Below are 26,837 nucleotides of genomic sequence, written 5' to 3' on the forward strand. Positions count from 1 at the left end.
CTTAAAGGAATCGGTGACTCAACCGCGTTTTTTGTACAGCTTGGGCTCGCCCGGTGGGCGGCTCTTGAAGCGGCGATGGGCCCAGAGGTATTGCTCCGGGCATTCACGCAAGGCGCTTTCGACCCACTGGTTGATGCGGATGCAATCGGCTTCTTCGGTTTCGCCGGGGAAGCCTTCGAGCGGCGCATGAATCACCAGTCGATAACCGCTGCCATCGGCCAGGCGCTCCTGAGTGAAGGGCACCACCAACGCCTTGCCCAGCCGCGCAAACTTGCTGGTGGCGGTCACGGTGGCCGCCTGAATGCCGAACAGCGGCACGAAAATGCTTTGTTTGGCGCCGTAGTCCTGATCCGGTGCGTACCAGATCGCTCGGCCCGCGCGCAGCAATTTGAGCATGCCGCGCACATCGTCGCGCTCCACCGCCAGCGAATCGAGGTTGTGCCGCTCACGACCACGACGCTGGACATAGTCGAACAGCGGATTCTTGTGCTCGCGGTACATGCCGTCGATGGTGTGCTGTTGACCAAGCAGCGCCGCGCCGATTTCCAGCGTGGTGAAATGCACCGCCATCAGAATCACGCCCTTGCCATCTTGCTGAGCCTTTTTCAGGTACTCCAGGCCTTCGACATGGGCCAGTTTGGCCAGACGCTGACGCGACCACCACCAACTCATGGCCATTTCGAAAAAGGCGATGCCCGTGGAGGCAAAGTTTTCCTTGAGCAGGCGCTTGCGCTCGGCGGCGGACTTTTCAGGGAAACACAGTTCAAGATTGCGCTTGGCAATGCGCCGTCGGTCGCCGGCCACTCGATACATCCCGGCACCGAGCAGGCGACCAATAAACAGCAACGCCGGATACGGCAACTGAACAATCAGCCACAACAACCCCAAGCCACACCACAGCGGCCAGAAACGCGGCATAAGAAATGTTTTTCGAAAACGCGGGCGATCCATTAAAGGTTCCGGAAAGACAATGGCCGCGCATTCTACATCGTTCGACCCGGCTTGCGGCTTGCGGGCGTTCTCGTTATAAGTCTCGGCACTTTTAGTGACAAGCCGTTGTATGCCGACCATGAGCCAAACCGAACCGCAAGACCAGGATCCCGTGTTCCAGTTGAAGGGCAGCATGCTCGCCATTACGGTGCTGGAACTGGCCCGCAACGACCTCGAGAACCTTGATCGGCAACTGGCCGCCAAGGTCGCTCAGGCGCCTAACTTTTTCAGCAATGCGCCGCTGGTGCTGGCCCTGGACAAACTTCCGGCCGGCGAAGGCGCGGTGGATTTGCCAGGGCTGATGCGCGTTTGCCGCCAGCATGGCTTGCGCACGCTGGCCATCCGCGCCAGCCGTATCGAAGACATCGCTGCCGCCATTGCGGTCGATCTGCCCGTGCTGCCGCCGTCCGGTGCCCGTGAGCGTGCGCTTGACCCGCTCGAAGGCCAGGTGAAGAAAAAACCGGAAAAACCGCCGGAACCGACCATCAAACCGACGAAAATCATCACCTCGCCAGTACGTGGTGGCCAGCAGATTTATGCCCAGGGTTGCGATTTGGTGGTGATTTCATCGGTCAGCCCGGGGGCGGAACTTCTCGCCGATGGCAATATCCATGTATACGGCCCTATGCGCGGTCGTGTATTGGCCGGCGTCAAAGGCGACACGAAAGCCAGGATTTTTTGCCAGCAAATGAGCGCTGAACTGGTGTCTATCGCAGGCCACTACAAGGTCTCCGAGGATCTGCGTCGCGATCCTTTGTGGGGTGCGGGCGTACAAGTCAGCCTGTCCGGCGACGTGTTGAACATCATTCGGCTTTAACGGATACTGCCGCATTTTCCAAACATCTCTAAAACCTAGCGAAAACGGCTCAAGCGAAGTAGGAAAACGGCCACAAGCAGTGTTTACCGGGGGTAAGCGCCGCTCAGAACCGGATTTCAGCCAAGGCTGTCCGACTGCAGTAGTTTTTCAAGAGATGTTTTTCAGGGGCTAAATGTCCTTTTTCCTTAGGGGTGAAACACCTTGGCCAAGATTCTCGTGGTTACATCCGGCAAGGGTGGTGTGGGTAAGACCACCACCAGCGCCGCTATCGGTACCGGCCTCGCTCTGCGTGGTCACAAAACAGTGATCGTCGACTTCGACGTGGGCCTGCGTAACCTCGACCTGATCATGGGTTGCGAGCGTCGCGTGGTGTATGACTTCGTCAACGTGGTCAACGGCGAAGCCAACCTGCAGCAAGCCCTGATCAAAGACAAACGCCTGGAGAACCTCTACGTCCTGGCCGCCAGTCAGACTCGCGACAAAGACGCGCTGACGGTGGAAGGCGTGGAAAAAGTCCTGATGGCGCTGAAAGAAGACTTCGAATTCGTGGTCTGCGACTCCCCGGCGGGTATCGAAAAAGGCGCCCACCTGGCCATGTACTTCGCTGATGAAGCGATTATCGTGACCAACCCGGAAGTGTCCTCGGTTCGTGACTCGGACCGTATGCTGGGCCTGCTGGCCAGCAAATCGCGCCGCGCTGAAAAAGGCGAAGAGCCGATCAAGGAACACTTGCTGCTGACTCGCTATAACCCGCAACGCGTCAACGATGGCGAAATGCTCGGCGTCGAAGACGTCAAAGAGATTCTGGCTGTCGCCCTGCTGGGTGTGATTCCGGAATCGCAAGCGGTGCTCAAGGCCTCCAACTCCGGTGTGCCGGTGATTCTCGACGACCAAAGCGACGCCGGTCAGGCGTACAGCGATGCAGTCGATCGTCTGCTGGGCAAAAACGTGGAACATCGTTTCCTCGATGTCACGAAGAAGGGATTCTTCGAGCGCCTGTTTGGAGGTAGATAATGAACATTTTTGACTTCTTTCGTGCCAACAAGAAGCCAAGTACCGCATCGGTAGCGAAAGAGCGTCTACAGATCATCGTGGCGCATGAACGCGGCCAACGCAGTACGCCGGACTACTTGCCAGCCTTGCAGAAGGAATTGGTGGAAGTGATCCGCAAGTACGTCAATATCGGGTCCGATGACGTGCACGTCGCTCTGGAAAACCAGGGCAGCTGCTCGATTCTGGAACTCAATATCACCCTGCCAGATCGTTAATCGATCCGGTCGGAGCCACGGCGGCCCAGAACCTGCCTTGTGTAGGAGCCGAGCTTGCTCGCGATGACGGTTTTACATTCAACGACGATGTTGAATGACCAACCGCTATCGCGAGCAAGCTCGGCTCCTACAGAGTGCGAGGTTCTGAGCCGCCGTTGGCGTTTGTTACGAGGCTGTTTTAATGCCGTTGTCCAACGTCCACATCATCCATCAGGACGCCGCCGTACTGGTGGTGAACAAACCGACCCTGTTGCTCTCCGTCCCTGGCCGGGCTGACGACAACAAGGATTGCCTGATTACCCGCCTGCAAGAAAACGGCTACCCGGAAGCGCGAATCGTCCACCGTCTGGACTGGGAAACCTCCGGCATCATTCTTCTGGCCCGTGACCCGGACACTCATCGCGAGCTGTCTCGGCAATTTCACGACCGCGAAACCGAAAAAGCCTACACGGCGTTGTGCTGGGGCCAGCCGGAACTGGACAGCGGCAGCATCGACTTGCCCTTGCGCTATGACCCGCCGACCAAGCCACGCCATGTGGTCGACCATGAATTCGGCAAACACGCCCTGACCTTCTGGCGTGTGCTGGAACGCTGTGGCGACTGGTGCCGCGTTGAACTCACACCGATCACCGGCCGCTCGCACCAATTGCGTGTGCACATGCTCTCTATCGGCCACCCGCTACTGGGTGACGGGCTCTATGCCCACGAGCAAGCCCTGGCCGCCTGGCCGCGCCTGTGCCTGCACGCCAGCATGCTCAGCTTCACCCACCCTCAAACCGGCGAACGCTTGCGCTTCGAGTGCCCGGCACCGTTCTGACAGCCGATGATTAACCTGTAGGAGCTGAGCTTGCTCGCGATAGCGGTCTGTCAGCCGACATCCACGTTGAATGTGGCATCGTCATCGCGAGCAAGCTCGGCTCCTACAAGTGATTTTCCACACCCGCAGTCCACCGCCAATTCTCTGACCAATACGTTAAACTGGCGCCACTGCTGTCTGGAGCTTCTTATGCGCGAAGAGTTGAACCAAGGCCTGATCGACTTCCTCAAGGCCTCCCCTACCCCATTCCATGCCACTGCCAGCCTTGTACAACGCCTGGAAGCGGCGGGCTTCATGCGCCTTGACGAGCGCGAGCCCTGGACCACCGAAGCCAACGGTCGTTACTACGTCACCCGTAATGATTCCTCCATCGTCGCGATCAAAATGGGGCGTCATTCACCGCTGCATGGCGGTATTCGCCTGGTAGGCGCGCACACCGATAGCCCTTGCCTGCGGGTCAAACCTCAGCCAGAGCTGCAGCGTCAGGGTTTCTGGCAATTGGGCGTCGAAGTCTATGGCGGAGCGTTGCTGGCGCCGTGGTTCGACCGCGACCTGTCCCTCGCGGGCCGCGTGACCTTCCGCCGTGACGGCAAGGTCGAGAGCCAGTTGATCGACTTCAAGGCGCCCATCGCGACCATTCCGAACCTGGCGATTCACCTTAACCGTGAAGCCAACATGGGCTGGGCAATCAATGCGCAGACCGAATTGCCGCCGATCCTCGCGCAATTCGCCGGGGACGAGCGCGTGGACTTCCGCGCCGTGCTCACCAACCAGCTGGCACTGGAACATGGCTTGAACGCCGACGTCGTGCTTGATTACGAGTTGAGTTTCTACGACACCCAAAGCGCAGCGGTCATCGGCTTGCATGGCGACTTCATTGCCGGCGCGCGCCTGGATAACCTGCTGTCGTGCTACGCAGGTCTGCAAGCTCTGCTGACCGCCGAAACCGACGAAACCTGTGTGCTGGTCTGCAACGATCACGAAGAAGTCGGTTCCTGTTCGGCCTGCGGCGCTGATGGCCCGATGCTTGAGCAGACGTTGCGTCGCCTGCTGCCTGAAGGTGACGAGTTCGTGCGCACCATTCAGAAGTCCCTGTTGGTTTCGGCCGACAACGCCCACGGCGTGCACCCCAACTACGCCGACAAACACGACGCCAACCACGGCCCGAAACTCAACGCCGGCCCGGTGATCAAGGTCAACAGCAACCAGCGTTACGCCACCAACAGCGAAACCGCCGGCTTCTTCCGTCATCTGTGCATGGCCGAGGAAGTACCGGTGCAAAGCTTTGTGGTACGCAGCGACATGGGCTGTGGCTCGACCATCGGCCCGATCACCGCCAGCCACCTGGGCGTGCGCACCGTGGACATCGGCCTACCGACGTTCGCCATGCACTCGATCCGCGAACTGTGCGGCAGCCACGACCTGGCGCACCTGGTCAAAGTGCTGAGCGCGTTTTACGCCTGCCAGGAATTGCCGTAACTCAATCCTGCGAAGAACAAATGTGGTGAGGGGGCTTGCCCCCGTTGGGTTGCGCAGCAGCCCAAAAACCAACCAGCGCGGTTCGTCAACCAGACCGGATTTGCCGGGTTTACGACTGCTTCGCAGCCGAACGGGGGCAAGCCCCCTCGCCACAATGATGTGCATCAGCAACCATCATCCAAAAGCCACCTAGACTTAAATTATCCTTCTGACAAGGCCGTCTCCATGATCTCGATGTCTGCGTTTCACGCCATGCTGGTCCCGATCCTCGCCGGGATGCTCATGCTGGCAATCGGCTTCAACTTTCGCGACAAAAACGCCGGTGTATTTGCCATGTGGATTGGCATGCTGACCATTTTCGGCACCGTGATTTTCAAGATCCTCGCCAAACTCAACGAATAAATCCTCCCCCTGACTCGCATTGATTTAGACGGGCTCGTACACTCGGTCGATCCGTTCATCCCGAGGTTGACCGCCTAGTGCTCGCCCGTCTTTTCGCCCTGCCGTGTTTCTTCCTTGTCTGCCTCATGACGTTGCTACCGATGGCGCCTGCCCAGGCGGCCGGTTTGCCGAGCCTGCTCGGCAGTTCGACGAAAGCCCAGCCCGAGGCGCAAGAACCGTTAGGCCAATCGCTGGATGAAGTCATCAAATCGCTGGAAAACGATCAGCAGCGCAGTAAACTGCTGGCCGACCTGAAGAAACTGCGCGACGCCACCAAAAAGGCGCAACCCGCCGCCGAAGAAGGTGTGCTGGGACTGATCGGCGGCACGCTGGCCACGCTCGAAAAGCAATTCTCCGGCGCTGATAGCCCGCTTACCCGCTGGTCTGACGAACTCGCGCTGGCCAGGGACGAACTGACGGCATTGATGATGCCGGCCAGTGAGTGGCTGCCGATCATCTTCGCATTCGCCATGATCCTGATGGTCTGGAGCCTGCTTGCCGCGGCTCTGATTTGGGTCAGTCACCGGGTACGCACGCGCTTCGGCCTGACCGAAGAACTGCCGCAACACCCCAAGGCGCTGGACATGTTGCGCTTCGCCCTGCGCAAGCTCGGGCCATGGATGGTCGCCCTGGTGATCACCGTCTACATGAGCTATGCGCTGCCCTCGTCATTGGGCAAAAGCCTGGCCATGGTGCTGGCTTACGCGCTGGTGGTCGGCACGTGTTTCTCGGCGATCTGTGTGATCGCCTTCTCCCTGCTCGATGGCCCGCACCGCCACCGCGCCTTGTATATCCTGCGGCACCAAGCCTTTCGGCCGTTGTGGTTGATCGGCAGTTTCGCCGCGTTTGGTGAGGCGCTGAACGATCCGCGACTGGTCGCCGGTCTTGGCAGTCACCTGGCGCACACGGCGGCGACGGCTGCCAACGTGCTGGCCGCGATTTCTACCGGGCTGTTTATCTTGCGGTTCCGTCGACCGATCGCGCACTTGATCCGCAATCAGCCGCTGTCCCGGCGCCTGACCCGGCGCGCCCTGAGCGATACCATCGAAATTCTTGGCACCTTCTGGTACGTCCCGGCACTGGTGCTGGTAGCCGTCTCGCTGTTCGCCACGTTCGTCTCGGCGGGCGACACCAGCACCGCATTGCGCCAGTCGCTGATCTGCACCGTGTTGCTGGTGTTGAGCATGGTCATCAATGGCTTGGTGCGGCGCCACGCCCTGAAACCGCAACGCGGTGTAAAGCGCCATGCACTGTATTCGGAACGCCTGAAGAATTTTTTCTACACCCTCGTTCATCTGCTTGTGTGGTTGGCGTTCATCGAACTCGGCCTGCGGGTCTGGGGCATGTCGCTGATCACGTTCACCGAAGGTGAAGGCCATGAGGTCAGCGTCAAACTGTTCAGCCTCGCCGGCACGCTGATTTTCGCCTGGCTGATCTGGATCCTCAGCGACACCGCCGTGCACCTCGCGCTCACCCGCTCACGCAAAGGCCTGGCCAATACCCGTGCGCAGACGATGATGCCGTTGATCCGCAACGTGTTGTTCGTAGCGATTTTCATTGTCGCGCTGATCGTCGCGCTGGCGAACATGGGCATGAACGTCACGCCATTGCTGGCCGGTGCCGGCGTGATCGGTCTGGCCATCGGTTTCGGTGCTCAGTCGCTGGTGGCGGACTTGATCACCGGTCTGTTCATCATCATCGAGGACTCCCTGGCCATCGATGATTACGTGGACGTCGGCGGCCACCTGGGCACCGTCGAAGGGCTGACCATCCGCACCGTACGCCTGCGGGACATCGACGGCATCGTCCACACCATTCCGTTCAGCGAGATCAAAAGCATCAAGAACTACTCACGGGAATTCGGCTACGCGATTTTCCGGGTGGCGGTGCCCGCCAGCATGAACATTGACGAAGCGATCAAATTGATGCGCGAAGTCGGCCAGAAAATGCGCACCGACCCGCTGCAACGTCGCAACATCTGGTCACCGCTGGAGTTCCAGGGTGTCGAAAGTTTCGAGTCCGGCAACGCGATCCTTCGCGCCCGGTTCAAAACCGCGCCGATCAAGCAGTGGGAAGTTTCGCGGGCGTTCAACCTGTCGCTCAAGCGGCATCTGGATGAGGCGGGGCTGGATCTGGCGATGCCGCGTATGAGTGTTCAGGTTGCTACGGCTACCGGTGGGCAGCAGAAGGAATAGCTTCGGCTGTCGGCCGCCATCGTCGGAACGCCGCCCGGAGCCGGCTCACTCCTACATGGGGTTTTGTGAACGACACAAATCAAATGTAGGAGCGAGCCTGCTCGCGAAGGGGTCGACGCGGTTTCAGCAGGCTAAACCACATCCACACCGACATGAATCGCATCATGCCGCCAGAACTCCAGGTCACAGTCGATCAGCCGCTCATGCTGATCGTAATTAACACGGGCAATGCGCAAACCCGGGCTGCCCACCGACACCCGTAACGCGGCGGCCGCATCCGCCGAGAGCGACGTCGGCACTATTTCGAAACGCACCCGCCCGTAGTGCAAATCGTAATGCCGTGCGTACAACTCGGTGATCGACTGATTCAAATCAAACTCAAGAATCCCCGGAAAATACTGCGGATTCAAATAGTGCTCCACGTACAGCACCAGTCGCTCATCAATGCGCCGCGCGCGGCAAATCTGGATCACGCTCGACAGCGCCGGCAACTGCAACCAGGCGCACACCGCGGCTGAGGCAGGTTGCAACCGCGCCGAAATCACTTCGGTGGACGGCACGCGCCCCTGCGCGCTGACCATCGCGTGAAAGTGACTGCGCTGCATCAGGTTATAGGCCAGGCGCGGTGGCGAAACGAACCAGCCACGGCGCTCTTCGCGATAAATCTGGCCCTGCGCTTCCAGCTGCAACAACGCCTCGCGCACGGTAATCCGCGTGGTCCCGAACAACTCACTGAGCTTGCGCTCGGCCGGTAGTTTGCTGCCGGACGCCAACAAACCGTGGTCGAGCTGCTCCTGCAAGACCTGACCAATGGCCGTCACCGCTTTCGTTGCCTCATCACGCATCAACGTTACCTATCTGGACTAGACCAGCGCTGTTTCGGAGCAGAACCGCGCGGTAAAACCGGTTCATCGACATCCTGCAAGCGTAGGCAATGCAGATGACTGATCGATGACAAAGCAACCCAACGGTCATTCCCGCTGTCGCCGCCCCCACGCAATACATCCGCCAAGTCCCTTGCACACGGGGTCTTTACCCATGGTCTACGCTTACCGGGCACCTGCCCAATACCGGGCAAATAACTGTGCTGCCGTGCGACCACCGACATGAAAGTGTCATCGAGCCCGCCTAAATTGGCTCAGGTATTGCTGACCTAGACCAACACAACCGCAATCGCAGCGTTGAAAACGCCCAAAGGAGCTTCGGATGAAAAAGCTTTTCCTGGCATCACTGTTAGGCTCGACCATTGCCATGTGCACCGCCGCCATGGCGGCTGACGATTTGAAAACCCTCGAAGCCGCTGCGAAAGCGGAAGGCGCAGTCAACAGCGTCGGCATGCCCGATGACTGGGCCAACTGGAAAGGCACCTGGGCAGACCTGGCCAAAACCTACGGCCTCAAGCACATTGACACCGACATGAGCTCGGCCCAGGAAATCGCCAAGTTCGCCGCTGAAAAAGACAACGCCAGCGCTGACATTGGTGACGTGGGCGCAGCCTTTGGTCCGATCGCGGTCAAGCAAGGCGTGGTTCAACCGTACAAGCCGACGACCTGGGATCAGGTTCCGGCCTGGGCCAAGGACAAGGACGGCAACTGGGCGCTGGCCTACACCGGCTCCATCGCGTTTATCATCAACAAAAAACTGCTGCACGGTTCCGAAGCACCCACCAAATGGGCTGACCTCAAGGGTGGCAAATACAAGGTTTCCATCGGCGACGTGAGCACCGCGGCCCAGGCGGCCAACGGCGTACTGGCGGCGGCTTTGGCCAATGGCGGTAACGAGGCAAACCTTGATCCAGCCCTGAAACTGTTCGCAGAAATCGCCAAACAGGGTCGCCTGTCGATGGCCAACCCGACGATTGCCACCATGGAAAAGGGTGAAATTGAAGTCGGTGTGGTCTGGGACTTCAACGGCCTGAGCTACAAGGCCAAGATGGCCAATCCGGATGACTACGTCGTGCTGATTCCATCCGATGGCTCGGTGATCTCTGGCTACACCACCATCATCAACAAATACGCGAAAAACCCGAACGCCGCCAAGCTGACCCGCGAATACATCTTCAGCGACGCCGGCCAGATCAACCTGGCAAAAGGCAACGCACGTCCGATCCGTGCCGAGCACATCAAACTGCCAGAAGATGTGAAGTCCAAGCTGCTGCCTAACGAGCAGTACAAAAACGTAACGCCGATCAAAGACGCCGACGCATGGGAAAAGACCTCCAAAGCCCTTCCTCAGAAGTGGAACGAAGAAGTCATCGTAGAAATGAAATGATGCAGTAGATCCCTGTGGGAGCCTTGTGGCGAGGGGGCTTGCCCCCGTTGAACTGCGCAGCAGTTCCGGAATTACTGATTTTGGGGCCGCTTCGCGACCCAACGGGGGCTAGCCCTCTCACCACAAAAGCTCACTCCCACAGGGGATTGGTTGCGTATTTGAAATAACTGTTTCGCGGAGTTTTTGCCCCTATGAAGCACAACGTCATCCTTGTCGTGCTCGACGGCCTCAATTACGAAGTCGCGCGCCACACCATGGGGCACCTGCAGGCCTATGTCGGCGCAGGGCGCGCCGCGCTCTACAAACTGGAGTGCGAATTGCCGTCCCTGTCCCGCCCACTCTACGAATGCATTCTCACCGGCGTCCCGCCCATCGAGAGCGGCATCGTTCACAACAACGTCTCGCGCCTGTCCAACCAGCGCAGCATTTATCACTACGCCACGGACGCCGGCCTTACAACCGCCGCCGCGGCGTATCACTGGGTCAGCGAGCTGTATAACCGTTCGCCGTTTGTGGCTGCACGGGATCGCCACACCCACGACGAGGACCTGCCAATCCAGCACGGTCACTTCTACTGGAACGATCACTACCCGGATTCGCACCTGTTCGCCGATGCCGAAAGCCTGCGTCTGCGTCATGCGCCGAATTTTCTATTGATCCACCCGATGAACATCGACGACGCCGGGCACAAACACGGCCTCGACACCCCGCAGTACCGCAACAGCGCCCGCACGGTCGACATCATCCTCGCTGACTACTTGCGCACCTGGCTCGACGCCGGCTATCAAGTGCTGGTGACCGCCGACCACGGCATGAACAACGACCGTTCCCACAACGGCCTGTTGCCGGAAGAACGCGAAGTGCCGCTGTTTGTCCTCGGTGACGCGTTCAGTCTCAACCCCGACGCCACGCCGAAACAGACCGACATCTGCGGCACAGTCTGCGAACTGCTGGGCGTGGCCCACGACAAACCTGTGTGCAGGGAGCTGCTCAAGTGAATTCGAATACCCGTGGGAAGTGGTTGGCAGCCTTGTGCCTTTTGCCCTTCACCCTGTTTTTTATCGTGTTCGAAATCGCCCCGCTGTCCTGGGTGATGATTAACAGTCTGCAATCGGAAGAGTTCGGTTGGGGGCTCGCCAACTTCACCAAGATCTTCAATTCAAAGTTCTACTTGCAGGCGATCCAGTACAGCCTCGAGATCAGTTTCTGGTCCAGCGTTTTCGGGATCATTATCGCGGTGCTGGGTGCTTACTCCCTGCGCCGGGTCGACTCGAAACTGCGCAATTTCGTCAACGCTTTCGCCAACATGACCAGCAACTTCGCCGGCGTGCCCCTGGCCTTCGCGTTCATCATCCTGCTGGGCTTCAACGGTAGCTTCACCATCATGCTCAAGCAGGCCGGGATCATTCAGGATTTCAACCTGTACTCGAAAACCGGGCTGATCATTCTCTACACCTACTTCCAGATTCCGCTCGGCGTGTTGCTGCTCTACCCGGCTTTCGATGCCTTGCGCGAAGACTGGCGCGAGTCCGCCGAATTGCTCGGCGCCAACGGCTGGCAGTTCTGGCGGCACATCGGCTTGCCGGTACTGACGCCGGCGTTGCTCGGTACGTTCGTGATCCTGCTGGCCAATGCCCTCGGCGCCTACGCGACGGTTTACGCGTTGACCACCGGCAACTTCAACGTGATGACCATCCGCATCGCGGCGATGGTGTCCGGCGATATTTCCCTGGACCCGAACCTCGCCAGTGCCCTGGCGGTGGTGCTGGTGGCATTGATGACCCTGGTGACCCTCGTGCATCAGCTGCTGTTGAAGAGGAGCTACCATGTCTCGCGCTGAACTGGGCCCCGTCGGTGTCTACCACCGCGTGGTGGTGTATCTGCTGTTTGCCATTCTGTTGTTGCCGCTGTTCGGGACGCTGATCTACTCGATCGCCAGCAGTTGGTCGGCGACCATTCTGCCCAGCGGTTTTACCTTGAAGTGGTACATCCAGCTGTGGAGCGACCCACGCTTTCTCAGTGCGTTCGGTCAGTCGCTGCTGGTCTGTGTCGGCTCGTTGATCTTGTCGGTGGTGCTGATTCTGCCGTTGCTGTTTGTGGTGCATTACCACTTCCCGAAACTCGATGCGCTGATGAACATTCTGATCCTGCTGCCCTTCGCGGTGCCGCCGGTAGTGTCGACGGTGGGGCTGTTGCAGCTTTACGGTTCCGGACCGTTTGCGATGGTCGGCACGCCATGGATTCTGATTGGCTGCTATTTCACGATTGCGTTGCCGTTCATGTACCGGGCGATCACCAACAACCTGCAAGCGATCAACCTGCGCGACCTGATGGACGCCGCACAGCTGCTCGGCGCCAGCACTTGGCAAGCGGCATTTCTGGTGGTGCTGCCGAACCTGCGCAAGGGCTTGATGGTGGCGTTGCTGCTGTCGTTCTCGTTCCTGTTCGGGGAATTCGTGTTCGCCAACATCCTGGTCGGAACCCGCTACGAAACCCTGCAGGTCTACCTCAATAACATGCGTAACAGCAGCGGCCACTTCACCAGTGCGCTGGTGATTTCCTATTTCTTCTTTGTGCTGGTTATGACCTGGGCGGCCAATATCTTGAACAAGGACAAAAGCGAATGAGCTATGTGAGCGTCCAACACCTGCAGAAAAACTACTCAGGTACGACGGTATTCAGCGACATCAACTGCGAGATCCAGAAAGGTGAGTTCGTCACCCTGCTCGGCCCGTCTGGTTGCGGCAAATCCACGCTGTTGCGTTGCATCGCCGGCCTGACATCGGTCGACGGTGGCAAGATTCTGCTGGAGGGTCAGGACCTCGTTCCATTGAGCCCGCAGAAACGCGGAATCGGCATGGTCTTTCAGAGTTATGCACTGTTCCCGAACATGACCGTGGAACAAAACATCGCCTTCGGCTTACGGATGCAGAAGGTCAACGCCGACGACAGCCAAAGGCGCGTCGCCGAAGTGCTCAAACTAGTGGAACTGAACGACTTCGCCGTGCGTTTTCCCCATCAATTGTCTGGCGGCCAGTGCCAGCGTGTCGCCCTCGCCCGCTCGCTGGTCACCCGTCCACGGCTGTTGCTGCTGGATGAACCGCTGTCGGCCCTTGACGCACGGATTCGCAAGCACTTGCGCGAACAGATCCGTCAGATCCAGCGCGAATTGGGCCTGACCACGATTTTCGTCACACACGATCAGGAAGAAGCGCTGACCATGTCTGACCGGATCTTCCTGATGAATCAGGGAAAGATCGTACAAAGCGGCGACGCCGAAACCCTGTATACCGCGCCGGTGGATGTATTCGCCGCCGGCTTCATCGGCAACTACAACCTGCTGGACGCCGACAGTGCTTCAAAGCTGCTGCAACGACCAATCAACCACCGCATTGCAATTCGCCCGGAAGCCATCGAGCTGAGCCTGAACGGTCAACTGGACGCCCAGGTACGCAGCCACAGCTTGCTCGGCAACGTGATTCGTTATCGGGTCGAAGCGCGGGGCGTGGAATTGGTAGTCGATGTGCTGAACCGCTCGGCGGCCGACCTGCATCCCGATGGTCAGCGCCTGGCACTTTCCATCGATCCGACGGCCCTCTGTGAGGTAGCCTGATGCCCTTGCTGAAGTTGAAGAGAGAACTGCACTGATGGCCCTGGCAATTTTTGATCTGGATGAAACCCTGATCCACGGCGACTGCGCCACCCTCTGGAGCGAGCAAATGGGCCGCCTGGGCTGGGTCGACCCTGAGTCGTTCATGCGTCAGAACAACGATCTGATGGACGCTTACAGCCACGGCAAGTTGCGCATGGAAGAGTACATGGAGTTCAGCCTCGAGCCGATGATCGGCAGGACGCCCGAAGAGGTCGATCACCTGGTCGGACCATGGGTTGAAGACTTCATCGAGCCGATCATCTTCAGCGATGCCACCAAAGCCATTGCCGCCCACCGCAAGGCTGGCGACAGGATTGTGGTTATCTCGGCGTCCGGCACGCACTTGGTGCGGCCGATTGCCGAACGCCTGGGCATCGACGAGATTCTCGGTATCGAACTCGAAGTCGCGCATGGGGTGTATAGCGGCCACACCGTTGGCACGCTGACCTACCGCGAAGGCAAGATCACCCGTCTGCTGGAATGGCTGGATGCGGAAGAGGAAAACCTCGAAGGCGCGAGCTTTTATTCCGACTCACGTAACGATTTACCGCTACTTCTAAAGGTGGATTTCCCACATGTGGTAAACCCCGACCCGGTCCTGCTTGAGCACGCCGAAAAAGCCGGCTGGCCGATCCATATCTGGAAGTAATGGAGAACCTGTGGGAGCGTGGCTTGCCCGCGATGAACGATGAAGCGGTCTGACAGATACACCGCGTCGCCTGAATCGCGGGCAAGCCACGCTCCCACAGGAATCAGGTCAGGCTTTCGTCAATCACCAACACCAGCTTTCCAGCCACCATATTGCTCGCCAACTCCGCAAACGCCGCTTCGGCATCCTTGATCGGGAATGTCTTGGCCAATTGCGGGCTCAAGCGTCCTTCGGCAAACAACGGCCAGACATGCTGGCTTAGATCACTGAACAAATCCGCCTTGAACTGCTCGTCGCGGCTGCGCAAGGTCGAGCCCAGCAGTTGCACGCGCTTGGCCAGCACCTGCGCCAGATCCAGCTGCGCCTCACGGCCCCCCATCAGGCCGATCAGCACCCAACGACCATCACGGGTCAGCAGCTTCAGATTCAGCGCGGCGTAGTTGCCGCCTACCGGGTCGAGGATCACATCGAACGGCCCCAGATCATTCAAACTGTCCAGGCCGCCCTTGCGTACCACCCCACCCTGCGCGCCCAGTGCTTCACAGTAAGCCAAACGCTCAGCGGAACCGACGCTGACCCAGCACGGGTTACCAAACGCCTTGCATAGCTGAATGGCTGCTGAACCAATTCCACTTGCTCCGGCGTGCAGAAGAACTTTCTCACCCGGCTTGAGCGCAGCGAGCTGAAATAAATTCAGCCAGACGGTCGCATACACTTCGGGCAACGCGGCCGCTTCGACCAAGGACAGACCTTCGGGAACCGGCAACACATGCCGTCCGTCGACAACTACCTCTTCGGCCATCCCACCCCCGGCCAGCAAGGCGCAAACTCGATCACCGACCTGCCAGGCGGACCCCGCGCCTACCTCGCTGATCACCCCTGAACACTCAAGACCCAGTACTTGACTGGCTCCCGGCGGGGGTGGATAGAGGCCCGCTTTCTGTAACAAATCGGCACGATTGAGTCCCGCTGCCGCCACTCGGATACGAACTTGTCCTACATCACATGTAGGACTGGGCTCTTCAAGCCACTCCACTTGACCTTCAACGCCTTGCAATGCTTTCACAGTGCCTCCATAGTGAGTCTGGACTGAGCCCGTATCTGTAGCGCCGGGCTTTCTTGCATTATGCGACCGGTTCTCGTGGATCCGGCGACTTCAAAGACGGCCTAATATGCGTGATCAATTGTCCCCGCGTCGAATCAGCATGAAGCATTTTTTTCCTGGCACCGCCCTAGCCCTCTTCATCGGTATCGGCCTTTTGCCGTTATCGACCAATACGTTTGCAGCCAATAGCTGGGACAAGCTTCAGCCTGATCGTGACGAAGTAATCGCCAGCTTGAACGTCGTCGAATTGCTTAAACGCCATCACTACAGCAAGCCGCCGCTCGATGACGCGCGCTCCGTGATCATCTACGACAGCTACCTCAAGCTGTTGGACCCGTCGCGTAGCTACTTCATGGCCAGCGATATTGCCGAATTCGACAAATGGAAAACCGAGTTTGACGATTTCCTCAAAAGCGGCGACCTGAACGCCGGGTTCACCATCTACAAGCGCTACCTGGACCGCGTCAAGGCGCGTCTGGACTTCGCCCTTGCCGAGTTGAACAAAGGCGTCGACAAGATCGACTTCACCACCAAGGAAACCTTGCTGATCGACCGCAAGGACGCACCTTGGCTCAAATCCACCGCCGAACTCAACGACCTGTGGCGCAAACGCGTCAAGGACGAAGTGCTGCGGCAGAAGATCGCGGGCAAGGATTCCAAGCAAATTCAGGAAACCTTGATCAAGCGCTACAAGAACCAGTTGGCGCGCCTGGACCAGACCCGTGCGGAAGACATCTTCCAGGCGTACATCAACACCTTCGCCATGTCCTACGACCCGCACACCAACTATCTGTCGCCGGACAACGCGGAAAACTTCGACATCAACATGAGCCTGTCCCTGGAGGGCATCGGCGCCGTGTTGCAGAGCGATAACGACCAGGTAAAAGTCGTGCGTCTGGTGCCTGCCGGCCCGGCCGACAAGACCAAAATGGTTGCCCCTGCCGACAAGATCATCGGCGTTGCCCAAGGCAACAAAGAGATGGTCGACGTGGTCGGCTGGCGCCTGGACGAAGTGGTCAAACTGATCCGTGGTCCGAAAGGCACCGTCGTGCGCCTGGAAGTCATTCCGGCCAGCAATGCGCCGAACGACCAGACCACCAAAATCGTGCCGATCACCCGCGAAGCGGTGAAGCTTGAAGATCAGGCGGTGAAGAAGTCGGTCCTCAACCTGAAACAGGATGGTAAGGACTACAAGCTCGGCGTCATCGAGATTCCGGCCTTCTATCTCGACTTCAAGGCTTTCCGTGCCGGCGATCCGGACTACAAGAGCACTACGCGCGACGTCAAGAAACTGCTGACCGAATTGCAGAAAGACAAGGTCGACGGCGTGGTCATCGACCTGCGCAACAACGGCGGCGGTTCCTTGCAGGAAGCCACCGAGCTGACCAGTCTGTTCATCGACAAGGGTCCTACGGTCCTGGTGCGTAACGCCGATGGCCGCGTCGATGTACTGGAAGATGAAAACCCGGGCGCCTTCTACAAAGGCCCTATGGCGTTGCTGGTCAACCGTTTGTCCGCTTCTGCTTCGGAGATTTTTGCTGGCGCGATGCAGGATTACCACCGCGCGTTGATCATCGGCGGCCAGACCTTCGGTAAAGGCACCGTGCAGACCATTCAGCCGCTGAACCATGGCGAACTGAAACTGACCCTGGCCAAGTTCTACCGGGTTTCCGGCCAGAGCACCCAGCATCAGGGCGTACTGCCAGACATCGATTACCCGTCGATCATCGACACCAAGGAAATCGGCGAAAGCGCCCTGCCGGAAGCCATGCCATGGGACACCATCAAGCCGGCCATCAAGCCTGCGGTTGATCCGTTCAAGCCGTACATCACCCAGCTCAAGTCCGAGCATGATGCACGCTCGGCCAAAGACGCGGAGTTCGTGTTCATCCGCGACAAGCTGGCCTTGGCACAGAAGCTGATGGATGAAAAAACCGTCAGCCTCAACGAAGTGGAGCGTCGGGCGCAGCACACCGACATCGAAGCCAAACAGCTGGTGATGGAAAACATCCGTCGCAAGGCCAAAGGCGAAGAACCGCTCAAAGAGCTGAAGAAAGAAGACGAAGACGCCATTGCGGCCGAGCCGGACAAGACCAAGCCAGAAGACGATGCGTATCTGAGCGAGGCCGGTCGGATCCTGCTGGACTACCTGAAACTCAACAGCGCCGTCGCCAAGCACTAAGTTGTTACAAGCAAGATGATGGCAATTTAATGCTGACGCTCTCCGGAGCGTCATCAAACAGTCATCGTTCTGTCGTGAAATAAGGGACTGGGAGCACCTCTTTAACAAGAGTCTGCTCCCAGTCCTTTTTTATCGCCCAGAGATTGCCATGACCACGACAGAACAGCTGAGTGCCTTGAGTTCCATATTGGCTCAAAGCGGTTTGCACAGCCTGTTCCAGCCGATCATTTCCCTCTCCGAGCGACGTATAGTCGGCTATGAAGCCCTCACCCGTGGTCCCTCGAACAGCCCGCTGCACGCTCCCCTCGCATTGTTCTCGGTGGCCCGCCAGGCCGGTCGGTTGAGCGAGCTGGAAATCGCTTGTCGTGAAAGTGCTTGCCGACGTTTCAACGAGCATCAACTGCCGGGCAAACTGTTCCTCAACGTTTCCCCGGAATCGCTGCTTGAGGCTGCCCACCAACCCGGTCGCACCTTGCAACTGCTGCAGGATTTCGGCATTGCGCCGAGCCAGGTGGTGATCGAACTCACCGAACAGACCCCGACCGACGACTTCCAGTTGTTGCAAAACGCGCTGCATCACTATCGGGCGATGGGGTTTTCCATTGCACTGGATGATCTGGGCGCGGGGTATTCAAGCTTGAGATTGTGGTCCGAACTGCGCCCGGATTACGTGAAGATCGATCGACACTTTATCGACGGCATTCACCAGGACGCGCTCAAACGCGAGTTTGTTGGCTCGATCCTGCAAATCGCCAAAGCTTCGCGGGCTCAAGTGATTGCCGAAGGCATTGAATTGCAAGAAGAGCTCGCGGTGCTGACCGAGATGGGCGTTGATCTGGTCCAGGGCTATCTGCTGTGCCGTCCTCAGGAACATCCGCCCCTGGATGCTCGCCACATGATGCCCAAACACGACAGCAGCGCCGTGGCACTGAATGACGAAGCAAGCGATCTCAGTCCACTGCTCAACGATCAACCGGCCGTGGCACGCAACACACCGACCGCCACCGTGCTGGAAGCTTTCCGCCGTCAGGCCAACCTGAATTCCCTGGCGGTGCTCGACGAACAAGGACAGCCCTGCGGCATCGTTCACCGACATTCGCTCTCAGACGCCCTGCTCAAGCCGTTTGCCACCGACCTGTTCGCCCGCAAACCGATCAGCCGCTTGATGAGCGACGACTTTCTCGCCGTGGAAATGAGCCAGTCACTGCAACAGGTCAGCCGCTTGATCACCAGCCGCGCGCGCCAACGCATTGAAGAAGACTTCATCATCACCCTCAATGGCGGCTATCTGGGATTGGGTCGGGTCATTGATGTACTCAGGCTGATTACCGAACTGAAAATCCAGCAAGCCCGCTACGCCAACCCACTGACCCTGTTGCCCGGCAACGTACCGATCCAGCAATGCCTGACGCGCTTGCTGCAACAGGAACGGGAGTCAGTGATCTGTTACGTCGACATCGACAGTTTCAAACCCTTCAACGACCTCTACGGCTACGGCCGTGGGGATGAAGTCCTGTTGTGCCTGGCGCAATGCCTGAATGAACGCGTCGACCCTTCCCGCGACTTTGTCGGCCATATCGGCGGCGACGACTTCCTGCTGGTGCTCGGCCCGCAAGACTGGCGCAAACGCTTGAACCAGTTGCTGGACGACTTCCACAGCCAATGCCGACGTTTCTACCGCAGCGAACACCTGGAAGCCGGCTGCTTCATTGCCCCCAACCGTCAGGGTGTGCGGCAGGAGTTTGCGTTGTTGTCATTGTCGATCGGCGTGGTGCATCTGCATCCACAGGCCTGTGGGCAACTCGATGCGAGCCAGTTGGCAGAGATGGCATCGCAGGCCAAACACCACGCGAAAAACGTGCAGGGTTACAGCGTGTACGTGATTGATAGCCTGGCGGTGCCTGAGAAAGCAGACGCATTAGTCGCCGGGCATCGCTGATCCTGTTTCGTGACAAGGCAACACCCCCTCAACACCCCAACTCCTGTGCTGAGGGGGCTTGTTGTCTGTGGCGAGGGGGCTTGCCCCCGTTGGGCTGCGAAGCGGCCCCAAAACCTACAATCCAGTTTTTCAGACATACCGCGGGGCTTGGTCTTGCGACTGCTTCGCAGCCGAACGGGGGCTTGCCCCCTCGCCACAGACAAGTCCCCTCACCACAATAGCGCTCGACGCTACTCCGAAGGCCGTGCCCGCAACCGCCGCCCAATCACATCCAGCACATCACAGCCATCGCGCAACGGAATGGCGCAGAGCAACGCAAAATCGCTGAGGATGAAGGATTCGCACTCAACTGAGCCACGCATGGAGATGTTCTCCAGCACCTGGGTGACGGCGCGGATTCGATAGTTGGCAGCGTCATACAAAACATCGAGCGGCGCGTGGGTATCAACGAACAGCGTGGGCATGTCGGTGCAGTTGCTGGTGAGGGCCATGAAGCGTTTGTCGGGATGCGAAACAGGCTTTACATAGGGTGGATCAGGATGAAGTGTTGGCATTTGAGACCTTCCGATGAAAATAGGAGCTGCCGAAAGCCTTCCTACAGGCTGGGTGGCAGCTATACGCGGGGTAGGAATACCGAGCATCGGAGACTCGACCACGCCGAAGCGTGCCCGCGCACAGCCGCCGCAACAGATATTACGGACGCACATTGACGACCGCAAACCACGTTTCGACGCTTACGCATTACCGATGCTGAGAAAGGGTTCCTACACCCCACCACTGAATTTTCAGTGACCATCAAAGGCTATCGGGTGAACTCGCTTCGCACCAGTTCATGCAATTCGCTACAACTTGAAGGAAATCTCCGATGTATCTAGGCGGCATTAAACGCGCAGGACTTTGAGGGGGATCAATCAGAAAAGAAGCCAGTGAAGGATGAAATTGGTGTAGGGCAATTCTCTAATACGTCGACATTAATAAAACCAAGGGCCAGAAACGCAAACGTGGCGTGAGGTTTCCCTCACGCCACGTTTGTGTATCGGACATCGATTTATTTACCGCGCATCACCACGAGCCGCCAACTCTTTCAGCTTGAGCTCAGCCAACGGATGCCCGGCCTTCGCAGCCATGCCCCACCAGCGAGCAGCCTCAACTGGATCCGGCGCCTTGCTCGGCGTACCTGCCAGGCTAATCACCCCCACCTGATACGCCGCTTTCCCATCGCCCGCCAGCGCCGCCAGGCGCAGCAATCGTACGCCCTCCTCGCGAGCCCCAAGGCCGACGCCGCGAAAGGTCAGGATGTGGCCATAGAAGCTCTGGGCGCCGACGTCACCCAGGTTCGCCATGCGCGCAAACTGGCCTTCGAGCCAGCTCCAGCCCCGCGGCTGGCGCACAAACCATGACCAGTGAAACAACCGGCGGGCCAGCCAGTAGCCGGCCCGGGCCTTGAGCTTTAAAAACACTCAGGCCTCTGCCGATTCGGGGTATTCGTATTCAAACACTCGCACCACTTCCGAAGCATGCCAGGAAGCGGCGGCGACCCCGTCAGACGGCCCGGAGAAACGCCCCAGACGCTCGACACATTCGAAGAAGCCGGTGCGCGGCAGGCGGCTGGCACCTTGGCTGATCACCAGCGAGCTGCGCAGTGGCTGCTCGGCCTTGGCGTCCAGTGCGGCCAGATGTTCGAGTGCAGCGGTCAGGGTTTGCATGGCTGGCGTGGGCAATTGCAAACGCTCCAGCAACGCGCGATACGTCAAAAGATGGCGCTGACGTCGTGCCTGGTCCAGCTCCCCCAGTAATCCGTCCCAATGGTGACGACTGATGCGTACGCTCACGATTCATCCCTCCACCCTGGCACCGTCAATTCCCAGGCCAGGCTGCGGCGAATCGCAGCGTCGGGTTGACGCTCGCCACTTTCAATCAAGGCCAGATAAGACGGGCTGATGCCTACCGTGCGGGCCAACGCTTCAATGGCGATGCCCTTCCCTTCGCGCAAACTGCGTAGTTGATCCAGACCCGGAAGAATCTGGTCTGGTGGTGGCGCGTGACGCACTGGCGCGTCGGGCGCCGGTTGCTCGTTAATGCCTGCTGCTTTTAGTAGAGCCTGATACTGAGCCCACGGTAAAACTGCATACTCGGGCTCGCCTTCGCGTGTGATTATCTGAATATCCATGACTTCCCCGTAGGACAACGACACATTGCGAGTCGGCACTTTTCCCTAGAAGTGTAATCCTAACAGCGGCCAAGGTCGCGCGGGGGCATGAATAAAGGGGATTCTCAATCGGCCCGGTTCTTTTTCGGGCTCTGGAGCCGAAGTTGTTCCGCGGTATCGGGCAGACGCTCGACCACTGCCAACTTTTCCGGCACCTGACGCTTGCGCCAGGCGCGGAAGGCATTGAGTTCGTCGTCGAGCACTTTCATCAACCAGGCCAGCACGGCGATGTCGTCGAGCATGCCAAACAAGGGGAGAAAATCCGGAATGGCATCCACCGGACTGAGGAAGTACATCAGGCCTGCGACCACCGAAATCAGCGCCTTCGGGCTGATGGCACGGTACTCCCCACGCCAGTAGGCCAGGCACAGTGCCTGCAACAAGCGCAGATCATCTTTAATCTTGCCCAGGCGATAACCCTGACTCGCACCTTTACTGGCGACGGCGAACAGCAGTGTCGGCAAGCGCCCGCGTGCGAGCAGGCGCCCGGCGAGTGGCAAGAATCGAGCGAAACTCCAGGGTGCTTTCATCATTCCTCCCACTGAAATGTTATCCACACAAATTGTGGATAACCTTGTGAACAGAGCTGCTTTTCACGGCTGAAAGCCCCGTTTTATAAGGGGCCAGCTCAGATCGGGCGTTTTTTACTCACATAAAAAAACCCAAGATTTCATTGACTTGGAACCCCGGCGCGGCTAGCACAGGCGTCCTCAATGGCTATGACTCCAGCGTACAGCAACCGTTCGCTTTGTTTACCGTCACTGAATACCAGATGCAACAACGCCCCGCATTAGCGAGGCGTTGTTGTCAAAGCAGGCGCTGATTACTTGGCGGCGTCTTCTTTGGCTGGATCTTTGATCGCCAGCAGTTCCAGATCGAATACCAGCACCGAGTTGGCTGGAATCGCCGGGCTTGGGCTTTGGGCGCCGTAGGCCAGTTCGCTAGGGATGTACAGTTTGTACTTCTCACCCACGTGCATCAGTTGCAGGCCTTCAACCCAGCCCGGAATCACACCACTGACTGGCAGATCGATCGGGCTGCCGCGCTCGACGGAGCTGTCGAAAACGGTACCGTTGGTCAGCTTGCCGGTGTAGTGAACAGTCACTACGTCAGTCGGCTTAGGCTGTGGGCCATCGGCTTTCTTTTCCACTTCGTATTGCAAGCCCGAAGCGGTGGTCACTACGCCGGCTTTCTTGGCGTTGTCTTCGAGGAACTTCTTGCCGGCAGCTGCCGACTCTTCGCTCATCTTGGCCATACGCTCTTCAGCACGCTTTTGCAGGGCGGCGAAGGCTTCGACCAGCTCTTCGTCTTTGAGCTTCTGCTCTTTCTTGCCGACGGCATCTTCGATGCCCTGGGCTACGGCTTTGGAATCCAGGTCATCCATGCCTTCCTGAGCCAGGCTTTTGCCCATGTTCAGGCCAATACCGTAGGAAGCTTTTTGCGCCGGAGTTTTCAGCTCTACGCTGGTCTGCGAATCACAACCCGCGAGTACCAAGCTAACCAGGGCCACCGCCGCTGCCAACCGATGCTGTTTCATGCTATTTCCTTGTTCATGCGCCTAAAGGGCAATCGAGTAAAGCCGCGAGCTTATCAGGCGGCCACGACCAATGGCTACCGGGATGAGAGCAGGATTCTCCTGATAAGTTCAGGTGTTTTAACTCATTTCAGCATTGGCAGCATGAAGCTTCTGTCATCTTGGTGCCTACAACAGCTGATCCTGTATCCCACAACATATGGCGTAATGGCCTCTTGCCGCACCTCGGTGCTCTGAGACATAAGAGAGCGACAAATTAACAAGGAAGTTTATCGTGCGCCTTTTATTTCGCCTGCTGATGCTGGCCGCTGTGCTGTTGGGACTGGGCCTCATCGTGGTTCTGTACTACGTCGCCAACCCAAAATTACCGACCTGGTCACCCGCGCAGCAGGTGCATTACCTGGAGCAGTGGAGCGCTGAAGACCGCCAGACTTACTACTTCACCCCCCAAGGCACTCAGGTCAAAGGCTTGCGCTATGACTGGTTCACCGCCCTCGAACTGCCCTTCTCCCAGCAACGATTCGCTTCGCCCGACTACCTCGCTCGCTTTGGCTTCCTGATTGACCCCGGCCAGAAGCCCGCGCCAAACAATCCAGGCAATTTGCCCGCAGGCTTTGCCCGTCACCAAAACCCCGACAGTCCGGACGTGTTTCTGGACATCACGTGCGCTGCTTGCCACACCGGTGAGTTGCGCTTCAACGGCCAGGCGATCCGCATTGACGGCGGCTCGGCGCAGCATGTTTTGCCTTCCAGTGTTCCGACGTTGAAAGGGGGCAGTTTCGGGCAATCGCTGGTCGCCAGTCTGACCTCGACGTACCTGAACCCCTTGAAATTCGAACGCTTCGCTCGCAATGTGCTGGCCGAGAACTACGACGCCCGGCACCTACAATTGCGCAAGGACCTGAAAGCGTCTCTCGATACCTTCGTGAAAGTTGCCTGGAACGATACTCACCGCGGTCTCTACCCCACCGAGGAAGGACCGGGCCGCACCGACGCCTTCGGACGCATTGCCAACGCCGCGTTTGGCGATGCGATTTCAGCCGACAATTACCGCGTGGCTAATGCCCCGGTGGATTACCCGCAACTGTGGGACATGTGGACGTTCGACTGGGTGCAGTGGAACGGTTCGGCGCAACAACCCATGGCTCGCAACATCGGCGAGTCCCTGGGGGTGGGCGCCACACTGAGTTTCTTCGATGCCAACGGCCAACCGCTCAAAGGTGATGAGCGCTACCCGTCGAGTGTCCGATTGCACGATTTGCACCAGATCGAACAAACCCTGCAACGGCTCAAACCACCCGCCTGGCCTGAAGCGCTGCTCGGTGCAGTCGACAAGCCGCTGGCAGCCAAAGGTCGAGAGTTGTTCAGCGAAAATTGCGCCGGTTGCCATAACCCGCGCTCAGTCGAGAGCGACGGACGCTGGGTACAACATCTGAAAATGCTCCCGGTCGAATTCATTGGCACAGACCCGGGGGCCGCCAACAACATCGCCGACCATCGTTTTGACCTTTCCGCCCTGCAATGGGATCTCGCGGAGCTCAAGCAGATGGAGGTGCATTTGCAACCGACACCCACTGAACCGCTGGATTTGAGCAAGTTGTCGTCGGCCAAAGGGTTGGCCTACATCACCGCTTTCGTCGGAAATCGTGCCTACCGTGATGCGAACATTCCTACCGCTGAACAACCAGCTATGAATGGCTTCGGCCTGCCGATTGGCGTGCGTGAGTTGCGCGCCTACAAGGCACGCCCCCTCGCGGGAGTTTGGGCGACAGCACCCTTTCTGCACAACGGCTCAGTACCGAGCCTTTATCAATTGCTCTCGCCCGAGGATGAACGCGCCACCACCTTCTATAAAGGCACGTTCGAGTACGACCCCCAACACCTTGGCTATCGCACCGAGGCCTTCACCAATGGCTTTGTGTTCGACACGCGCATCACCGGCAATCACAACAGCGGTCATGAGTTCCGTGCCGGCAAGCGCGGCAACGGCGTAATTGGCCGCTTGCTGCAACCGGAGGAACGCTGGGCGCTGCTTGAGTACCTGAAAGTATTGGGCGGCCCCTTGGAGGCACAATTGCCATGAGCACACTCTGGATGCGCTTTGGCGCGATTCTCGGCAAGTCCCTTTTGTGGTTGCTTGGCCTTGGATTCCTCGGCTGGGCGCTGGTCACGGCGTGGTTTGCCTGGCAGCACAGCGGACCGGTTTCGGCGCAAGAACTGATACCGGACGGCGAAGCCGCCATGACCAAGGACGTCATTCAAACCGCGGTGCGCATCGTCGATCAACACCGGGAAAGTACCCGCTACCTGCGCGACGCCCATGCCAAGGCCCATGGCTGCGTAAAAGCCGAGGTTCAGGTGCTGCCGGATCTTTCAGAAGCACTGCGCCAAGGCGTGTTCAGCGAACCCGGCAAAACCTGGCAAGCGACGATGCGTCTGTCCAACGGCAACGCGTATCCGCAGTTCGACAGTATTCGCGATGCCCGGGGCATGGCGATCAAATTGCACGATGTGCCCGGCAAGAAACTGCTCGCCGATCAACAGCGCCGCGGTGAACAGGACTTTGTGATGTTCAGCCATCCAAATTTCTTCGTCAGCGATGTCGCCGAGTACCGTCAGAATGTGGCGGCGCAGGCTGACGGCCAGAAGCTGATGGCGTTTTTTCCTGATTGGGACCCGCGCACCTGGCAGGTTCGCCATCTGTTTATCGCCCTGGCGACACTTTCCATCGCACCGGAAAGCCCGACACAGACGACTTACTTTTCGGTTTCGCCCTACAAGTTCGGGGAAGCCAATGCAAAATTCCGGGTAATGCCGGACCCGGATAGCTGCCCGACCTATACCCTGCCCGCACAAAACCAGAAACTGCCTAACTTCTTGCGCAATGCACTGAACCAGCAATTGTCGACCGACCAGGTGCCAGCCTGCTTCGTCCTGCAGATTCAGCGCCAGGACCCGAGCCAATACATGCCCATCGAAGACACCAGCATCGAATGGAGCGAAAACGATGCGCCGTTCGAGACGGTCGCGCGGATCAAACTGCCCGCTCAAGACTTCGATACACCGGCGCTGAACCTGCAATGCGACAACCTGTCGTTCAACCCATGGTTTGGTCTTGAGGCCCATCGGCCGATTGGGGGCATCAATCGTCTGCGCAAAGCGGTGTATGAAGCCGTAAGCGATTACCGCCACAGTCGCAACGCTGAGAAGTAAGCCAGCAAAAACGAAAAAAGCGGCCCGAAGGTCGCTTTTTCAGTAAAAATCGGGGATTTTCCAAATGCCAGACAGC

At 58.5% G+C, this 26,837-nt stretch carries 26 protein-coding genes; 17 read left to right on the forward strand and 9 right to left on the reverse strand.

Annotation, left to right across the window (positions count from 1 at the left end; all coding sequences use genetic code 11):
- Positions 1-18 precede the first annotated feature (18 nt).
- On the reverse strand, positions 19-951 hold the full coding sequence (locus ACWGZX_RS05295) for a lipid A biosynthesis lauroyl acyltransferase (RefSeq protein WP_452627555.1): 933 nt from the start codon (positions 949-951) through the stop codon (positions 19-21).
- 118 nt (positions 952-1,069) lie between these two features.
- Here ACWGZX_RS05295 and minC point away from each other — a divergent pair, with 118 nt between their 5' ends.
- The 7 genes from minC to ACWGZX_RS05330 all read left to right on the forward strand — a co-directional run bounded on the left by minC (position 1,070) and on the right by ACWGZX_RS05330 (position 8,007).
- Entirely contained in the window at positions 1,070-1,807 is a 738-nt protein-coding gene (gene minC / locus ACWGZX_RS05300; RefSeq protein ID WP_223513952.1) for a septum site-determining protein MinC, read from the forward strand.
- Between the two features lie 201 nt (positions 1,808-2,008).
- Positions 2,009-2,821, forward strand: coding sequence for a septum site-determining protein MinD (gene minD / locus ACWGZX_RS05305; RefSeq protein WP_452627556.1), 813 nt, complete (start codon positions 2,009-2,011; stop codon positions 2,819-2,821).
- Positions 2,821-3,075, forward strand: coding sequence for a cell division topological specificity factor MinE (minE, locus tag ACWGZX_RS05310; protein ID WP_007944431.1), 255 nt, complete (start codon positions 2,821-2,823; stop codon positions 3,073-3,075). The genes minD and minE overlap by 1 nt, the downstream gene beginning before the upstream one ends.
- A 181-nt stretch (positions 3,076-3,256) precedes the next feature.
- Positions 3,257-3,892, forward strand: a complete 636-nt coding sequence (locus ACWGZX_RS05315) for an RluA family pseudouridine synthase (protein ID WP_007944430.1) — start codon at positions 3,257-3,259, stop codon at positions 3,890-3,892.
- Between the two features lie 189 nt (positions 3,893-4,081).
- A complete protein-coding gene (locus ACWGZX_RS05320; protein ID WP_223513957.1) occupies positions 4,082-5,371 on the forward strand; it encodes a M18 family aminopeptidase in 1,290 nt (429 codons plus the stop codon).
- A gap of 225 nt (positions 5,372-5,596) precedes the next feature.
- A complete protein-coding gene (locus tag ACWGZX_RS05325) occupies positions 5,597-5,773 on the forward strand; it encodes a hypothetical protein (RefSeq protein WP_452627557.1) in 177 nt (58 codons plus the stop codon).
- 77 nt (positions 5,774-5,850) lie between these two features.
- The gene (locus ACWGZX_RS05330; protein ID WP_452627558.1) at positions 5,851-8,007 is read left to right on the forward strand and encodes a mechanosensitive ion channel family protein; all 2,157 of its coding nucleotides are present in this window, start codon (positions 5,851-5,853) and stop codon (positions 8,005-8,007) included.
- 131 nt (positions 8,008-8,138) lie between these two features.
- On the opposite strand, the gene ACWGZX_RS05335 is transcribed toward ACWGZX_RS05330, so the two are convergent.
- Positions 8,139-8,852, reverse strand: coding sequence for a UTRA domain-containing protein (locus ACWGZX_RS05335; protein WP_223513962.1), 714 nt, complete (start codon positions 8,850-8,852; stop codon positions 8,139-8,141).
- A gap of 361 nt (positions 8,853-9,213) precedes the next feature.
- On the opposite strand from ACWGZX_RS05335, the gene ACWGZX_RS05340 reads away from it, so the two are divergent.
- From ACWGZX_RS05340 to ACWGZX_RS05365, 6 genes are all read left to right on the forward strand, one after another.
- The gene (locus ACWGZX_RS05340; protein WP_223513964.1) at positions 9,214-10,278 is read left to right on the forward strand and encodes an ABC transporter substrate-binding protein; all 1,065 of its coding nucleotides are present in this window, start codon (positions 9,214-9,216) and stop codon (positions 10,276-10,278) included.
- 191 nt (positions 10,279-10,469) lie between these two features.
- A complete protein-coding gene (locus ACWGZX_RS05345) occupies positions 10,470-11,276 on the forward strand; it encodes an alkaline phosphatase family protein (protein ID WP_452627559.1) in 807 nt (268 codons plus the stop codon).
- A complete protein-coding gene (locus tag ACWGZX_RS05350) occupies positions 11,273-12,118 on the forward strand; it encodes an ABC transporter permease (protein WP_452627560.1) in 846 nt (281 codons plus the stop codon). Before ACWGZX_RS05345 ends, ACWGZX_RS05350 begins: the two co-directional genes overlap by 4 nt.
- The gene (locus ACWGZX_RS05355) at positions 12,105-12,905 is read left to right on the forward strand and encodes an ABC transporter permease (protein ID WP_452627561.1); all 801 of its coding nucleotides are present in this window, start codon (positions 12,105-12,107) and stop codon (positions 12,903-12,905) included. The genes ACWGZX_RS05350 and ACWGZX_RS05355 overlap by 14 nt, the downstream gene beginning before the upstream one ends.
- The gene (locus ACWGZX_RS05360; protein ID WP_452627562.1) at positions 12,902-13,891 is read left to right on the forward strand and encodes an ABC transporter ATP-binding protein; all 990 of its coding nucleotides are present in this window, start codon (positions 12,902-12,904) and stop codon (positions 13,889-13,891) included. Before ACWGZX_RS05355 ends, ACWGZX_RS05360 begins: the two co-directional genes overlap by 4 nt.
- A gap of 34 nt (positions 13,892-13,925) precedes the next feature.
- Positions 13,926-14,579: an HAD family hydrolase gene (locus tag ACWGZX_RS05365; RefSeq protein WP_452627563.1), complete on the forward strand. Its 654-nt coding sequence runs from the start codon at positions 13,926-13,928 to the stop codon at positions 14,577-14,579.
- 103 nt (positions 14,580-14,682) lie between these two features.
- On the opposite strand, the gene ACWGZX_RS05370 is transcribed toward ACWGZX_RS05365, so the two are convergent.
- Positions 14,683-15,645: a zinc-binding dehydrogenase gene (locus ACWGZX_RS05370; protein WP_452627564.1), complete on the reverse strand. Its 963-nt coding sequence runs from the start codon at positions 15,643-15,645 to the stop codon at positions 14,683-14,685.
- A 139-nt stretch (positions 15,646-15,784) separates the two neighbouring features.
- Here ACWGZX_RS05370 and ACWGZX_RS05375 point away from each other — a divergent pair, with 139 nt between their 5' ends.
- Together ACWGZX_RS05375 and ACWGZX_RS05380 are read left to right on the forward strand one after the other, a co-directional pair.
- Positions 15,785-17,866: a carboxy terminal-processing peptidase gene (locus ACWGZX_RS05375; RefSeq protein WP_452627565.1), complete on the forward strand. Its 2,082-nt coding sequence runs from the start codon at positions 15,785-15,787 to the stop codon at positions 17,864-17,866.
- A gap of 148 nt (positions 17,867-18,014) precedes the next feature.
- Positions 18,015-19,805, forward strand: a complete 1,791-nt coding sequence (locus ACWGZX_RS05380) for a bifunctional diguanylate cyclase/phosphodiesterase (protein ID WP_452627566.1) — start codon at positions 18,015-18,017, stop codon at positions 19,803-19,805.
- 230 nt (positions 19,806-20,035) lie between these two features.
- Here ACWGZX_RS05380 and ACWGZX_RS05385 read toward each other — a convergent pair whose 3' ends face one another.
- From ACWGZX_RS05385 to ACWGZX_RS05410, 6 genes are all read right to left on the reverse strand, one after another.
- Entirely contained in the window at positions 20,036-20,359 is a 324-nt protein-coding gene (locus tag ACWGZX_RS05385; protein ID WP_452627567.1) for a hypothetical protein, read from the reverse strand.
- A 498-nt stretch (positions 20,360-20,857) separates the two neighbouring features.
- The gene (locus tag ACWGZX_RS05390) at positions 20,858-21,265 is read right to left on the reverse strand and encodes a sel1 repeat family protein (RefSeq protein ID WP_452627568.1); all 408 of its coding nucleotides are present in this window, start codon (positions 21,263-21,265) and stop codon (positions 20,858-20,860) included.
- On the reverse strand, positions 21,266-21,637 hold the full coding sequence (locus ACWGZX_RS05395; RefSeq protein ID WP_007945207.1) for a hypothetical protein: 372 nt from the start codon (positions 21,635-21,637) through the stop codon (positions 21,266-21,268).
- Entirely contained in the window at positions 21,634-21,975 is a 342-nt protein-coding gene (locus tag ACWGZX_RS05400) for a helix-turn-helix domain-containing protein (RefSeq protein WP_452627569.1), read from the reverse strand. The genes ACWGZX_RS05395 and ACWGZX_RS05400 overlap by 4 nt, the downstream gene beginning before the upstream one ends.
- A 104-nt stretch (positions 21,976-22,079) precedes the next feature.
- Positions 22,080-22,544 (reverse strand): YkvA family protein, encoded by a 465-nt coding sequence (locus tag ACWGZX_RS05405; RefSeq protein ID WP_223513997.1) that lies wholly within the window; start codon positions 22,542-22,544, stop codon positions 22,080-22,082.
- Positions 22,545-22,837: 293 nt separating this feature from the next.
- Positions 22,838-23,551: an FKBP-type peptidyl-prolyl cis-trans isomerase gene (locus tag ACWGZX_RS05410; RefSeq protein WP_452627570.1), complete on the reverse strand. Its 714-nt coding sequence runs from the start codon at positions 23,549-23,551 to the stop codon at positions 22,838-22,840.
- A gap of 271 nt (positions 23,552-23,822) precedes the next feature.
- Between ACWGZX_RS05410 and ACWGZX_RS05415 the strand changes: the two genes are divergently transcribed.
- Complete coding sequence (locus tag ACWGZX_RS05415) at positions 23,823-25,631, forward strand: di-heme-cytochrome C peroxidase (protein WP_452627571.1); 1,809 nt, start codon at positions 23,823-23,825, stop codon at positions 25,629-25,631.
- Complete coding sequence (locus ACWGZX_RS05420; protein ID WP_452627572.1) at positions 25,628-26,761, forward strand: catalase family protein; 1,134 nt, start codon at positions 25,628-25,630, stop codon at positions 26,759-26,761. The genes ACWGZX_RS05415 and ACWGZX_RS05420 overlap by 4 nt, the downstream gene beginning before the upstream one ends.
- Positions 26,762-26,837: the final 76 nt, after the last annotated feature.

The sequence above is a fragment of the Pseudomonas sp. CLCA07 genome (genome assembly GCF_053615335.1).

What these genes read in the sequence shown, in the direction of transcription:
- ACWGZX_RS05295 (WP_452627555.1), bottom strand. Translation starts at nt 951, where the DNA reads ATGGATCGCCCGCGTTTTCGAAAAACATTTCTTATGCCGCGTTTCTGG.
- minC (WP_223513952.1), top strand. Translation starts at nt 1,070, where the DNA reads ATGAGCCAAACCGAACCGCAAGACCAGGATCCCGTGTTCCAGTTGAAG.
- minE (WP_007944431.1), top strand. Translation starts at nt 2,821, where the DNA reads ATGAACATTTTTGACTTCTTTCGTGCCAACAAGAAGCCAAGTACCGCA.
- ACWGZX_RS05315 (WP_007944430.1), top strand. Translation starts at nt 3,257, where the DNA reads ATGCCGTTGTCCAACGTCCACATCATCCATCAGGACGCCGCCGTACTG.
- ACWGZX_RS05320 (WP_223513957.1), top strand. Translation starts at nt 4,082, where the DNA reads ATGCGCGAAGAGTTGAACCAAGGCCTGATCGACTTCCTCAAGGCCTCC.
- ACWGZX_RS05325 (WP_452627557.1), top strand. Translation starts at nt 5,597, where the DNA reads ATGATCTCGATGTCTGCGTTTCACGCCATGCTGGTCCCGATCCTCGCC.
- ACWGZX_RS05335 (WP_223513962.1), bottom strand. Translation starts at nt 8,852, where the DNA reads ATGCGTGATGAGGCAACGAAAGCGGTGACGGCCATTGGTCAGGTCTTG.
- ACWGZX_RS05340 (WP_223513964.1), top strand. Translation starts at nt 9,214, where the DNA reads ATGAAAAAGCTTTTCCTGGCATCACTGTTAGGCTCGACCATTGCCATG.
- ACWGZX_RS05345 (WP_452627559.1), top strand. Translation starts at nt 10,470, where the DNA reads ATGAAGCACAACGTCATCCTTGTCGTGCTCGACGGCCTCAATTACGAA.
- ACWGZX_RS05355 (WP_452627561.1), top strand. Translation starts at nt 12,105, where the DNA reads ATGTCTCGCGCTGAACTGGGCCCCGTCGGTGTCTACCACCGCGTGGTG.
- ACWGZX_RS05360 (WP_452627562.1), top strand. Translation starts at nt 12,902, where the DNA reads ATGAGCTATGTGAGCGTCCAACACCTGCAGAAAAACTACTCAGGTACG.
- ACWGZX_RS05365 (WP_452627563.1), top strand. Translation starts at nt 13,926, where the DNA reads ATGGCCCTGGCAATTTTTGATCTGGATGAAACCCTGATCCACGGCGAC.
- ACWGZX_RS05375 (WP_452627565.1), top strand. Translation starts at nt 15,785, where the DNA reads ATGAAGCATTTTTTTCCTGGCACCGCCCTAGCCCTCTTCATCGGTATC.
- ACWGZX_RS05380 (WP_452627566.1), top strand. Translation starts at nt 18,015, where the DNA reads ATGACCACGACAGAACAGCTGAGTGCCTTGAGTTCCATATTGGCTCAA.
- ACWGZX_RS05385 (WP_452627567.1), bottom strand. Translation starts at nt 20,359, where the DNA reads ATGCCAACACTTCATCCTGATCCACCCTATGTAAAGCCTGTTTCGCAT.
- ACWGZX_RS05400 (WP_452627569.1), bottom strand. Translation starts at nt 21,975, where the DNA reads ATGGATATTCAGATAATCACACGCGAAGGCGAGCCCGAGTATGCAGTT.
- ACWGZX_RS05405 (WP_223513997.1), bottom strand. Translation starts at nt 22,544, where the DNA reads ATGAAAGCACCCTGGAGTTTCGCTCGATTCTTGCCACTCGCCGGGCGC.
- ACWGZX_RS05410 (WP_452627570.1), bottom strand. Translation starts at nt 23,551, where the DNA reads ATGAAACAGCATCGGTTGGCAGCGGCGGTGGCCCTGGTTAGCTTGGTA.
- ACWGZX_RS05420 (WP_452627572.1), top strand. Translation starts at nt 25,628, where the DNA reads ATGAGCACACTCTGGATGCGCTTTGGCGCGATTCTCGGCAAGTCCCTT.